At 64.3% G+C, this 2,455-nt stretch carries 2 protein-coding genes; both read left to right on the top strand.

Going from position 1 to position 2,455, the window contains the following annotated elements:
* Nucleotides 1-148: 148 nt before the first annotated feature.
* Nucleotides 149-1,690, top strand: coding sequence for an IS21 family transposase (gene istA, locus FXB41_RS38930; protein ID WP_007599102.1), 1,542 nt, complete (start codon nucleotides 149-151; stop codon nucleotides 1,688-1,690).
* A 19-nt stretch (nucleotides 1,691-1,709) separates the two neighbouring features.
* Nucleotides 1,710-2,455 (top strand): IS21-like element helper ATPase IstB (gene istB, locus FXB41_RS38925; protein WP_219685525.1); only part of this gene is annotated, 746 nt, incomplete at its 3' end.

The raw sequence follows: 2,455 nt of genomic DNA, 5'->3' as shown, positions 1-2,455 counted from the left end.
CGGAAGGCGGCCAGCGATTCCGATCGAAAGCGGCCACCCAATCCGAACGAAGGCGGCCACCCTGTTGATAGGGTGAGACGGGGGGCGTTGTCGGCAATCTGAACGGGGCAAGGTCCCTCCTTTTGCGGTTCACGCAATGGGAGGTCCGATGCCCGCCGAGAGATTGCCGATGCGGAAGATTCGAGAAGTTCTACGCCTGAAGTATGCCTGTGGGGTGAGCGATCGGGTGATCTCCCGATCGGTCGGGATCGGTCGCACGGCGATCGCGGAGTATGTCCGCCGCGCCGCGGTGATCGGCATCACCTGGCCGATACCGGAGGAGCTCGACGACACAGCACTGGAGCGCAAGCTGTTTGCGCCAGCCGGCTACAACCCGCCGCGATCGAAGCCGCTTCCGGATTGGGGGCATGTCCATGCCGAGTTGCGCCGCCGCAGCGTAACGCTGGCGCTGCTGTGGGAGGAATACCGCGGCCATCATCCCGACGGCTACGGCTACAGCCGGTTCTGCGACCTCTACGTCGAATGGCGCCACGGCATCACGGCGACCATGCGGCAGACCCACGCGGCCGGCGAAAAGCTGTTCGTGGACTTCGCCGGCGATACCGTGCCGGTGTTCGACGGGCTTACCGGGGAGGTGCGCGCCGCCAAGATCTTCGTCGCGGTCATGGGAGCGTCGAACTACACATTCGTCCAAGCCCGGTTCAGCGAGGCGCTGCCCGACTGGATCGGCGCCCATGTGGATGCGCTCACCTTCCTGGGCGGAGTGCCGAAGGCGCTCGTCTGCGACAATCTGAAGGCCGGGGTGACGGTGGTGAGCCGCTACGAGCCAGGCGTCAACCGGACTTACCAGGATCTTGCCACCCATTACGGCACCACCATTATGCCGGCGCGGCCCCGCAAGCCGCGCGACAAAGCCAAGGTGGAGGCGGCGGTTCTTATCGTCCAGCGATGGATTTTGGCGCGGCTGCGCAACCGGCGCTTCTTCTCGCTCGCCGAGTTGAACGTTGCGATCCGCATCCTGGTCGACGAACTCAACGCCCGCCTGATGCGCAAGCTCGGTGCCAGCCGCCGCGAGTTCTTCGACACCATCGATCGTCCGGCCCTGATGCCGCTGCCGGCCGAACCCTATCAGTACGCCGAATGGCGTCGTGCCCGTGTAGCGCCGGATTACCATGTCGAGGTTCAGGGGCACTTCTACTCGGTGCCATCCCGCCTGATCCGCCAGGTCGTCGAGGTGCGGGCCACCGAGGCAACCATCGAGGTGTTCCATCGCGGCACCCGGATCGCCAGCCACGCACGCTCAGGCGTCAGGCGCCGCCACACCACGATCCCCGAGCACATGCCGAGCGCACATCGCCGATACGCCTTCTGGACGCCGGCACGTCTGCTGGCCGCCGCCGAGAAGATCGGTCCGTCCACGATCGCGCTGTGCCAGGCGATCATGCGGACAAAGCCCCATCCCGAGCAGGGCTTCCGATCCTGTCTCGGCATCCTGCGGTTGGAAAAGACCTATGGGACGCAACGTCTGGAAGCCGCGTGCCGCCGTGGGATCAGCATCGGCTCAGCGAGCTATCGGTCGATCGCCTCGATCCTCAAGACCGGCCTGGACAAAGCCTTCCTTCCCGACACCGCCCCCGAGGCCGATCCCATCCAGCACGGCAACATCCGTGGCCGCGGCTACTACCACTGACCACCAACAAGGAGACCTTATGCTCAGCAACCACACCCACGAACGTCTCGCTGCTCTCGGGCTCGTCGGCATGGCCAAGGCCTTCGACGATCAGCAACGCCAACCGGACGTTACCGCGCTGACCTTCGAGCAGCGCCTCGGCCTGATGATCGATCGCGAAGCAACCGAGCGAGAGAACAAAAGGCTCATCGTGCGCCTGAAGTTCGCCTCGCTACGGCAGGCCGCAATCATCGAAGATGTCGATCTGCGCGCTCCGCGCGGCATCGACCGCGCCTTCTTTGCCAAGCTCGTCGATGGCGATTGGATCAGCCGCAAGCAAAATTTGCTCATCACCGGGCCGACCGGCGTCGGCAAGAGCTGGATCGCCTGCGCACTCGGCCACAAGGCATGCCGCGATAATCGATCCGTCTTATATCATCGCCTGCCAAGGCTGTTCGAAGCTCTTGCGCTCGCCCGCGGGGACGGACGCTATGCGCGGCTCCTCAAGACACTATCGAGGGTCGATTTGCTCATCCTCGATGATTGGGGCCTCGCACCGCTTACCGGCGAGCAGCGTCGCGATCTCCTCGAAGTCGTCGACGATCGACACCAGCGCGGATCGACCATCATCACCAGCCAGGTGCCGATCGAAAATTGGCATGAGGTCATCGCCGACCCGACCATCGCCGACGCCGTCCTGGATCGGCTCGTCCACAATGCTCACCGCCTCACACTCAAGGGAGACAGCATGCGAAAGATCACTGCGCAGCGCGCCAATCTTGACGC

It is taken from the genome of Bradyrhizobium canariense, assembly GCF_019402665.1.
In the GTDB taxonomy this organism is placed as follows: Bacteria; Pseudomonadota; Alphaproteobacteria; order Rhizobiales; family Xanthobacteraceae; genus Bradyrhizobium; species Bradyrhizobium canariense.
The sequence above is the reverse complement of the archived record's forward strand: the minus strand, read 5'-3'. Positions and strand labels throughout refer to the sequence as shown.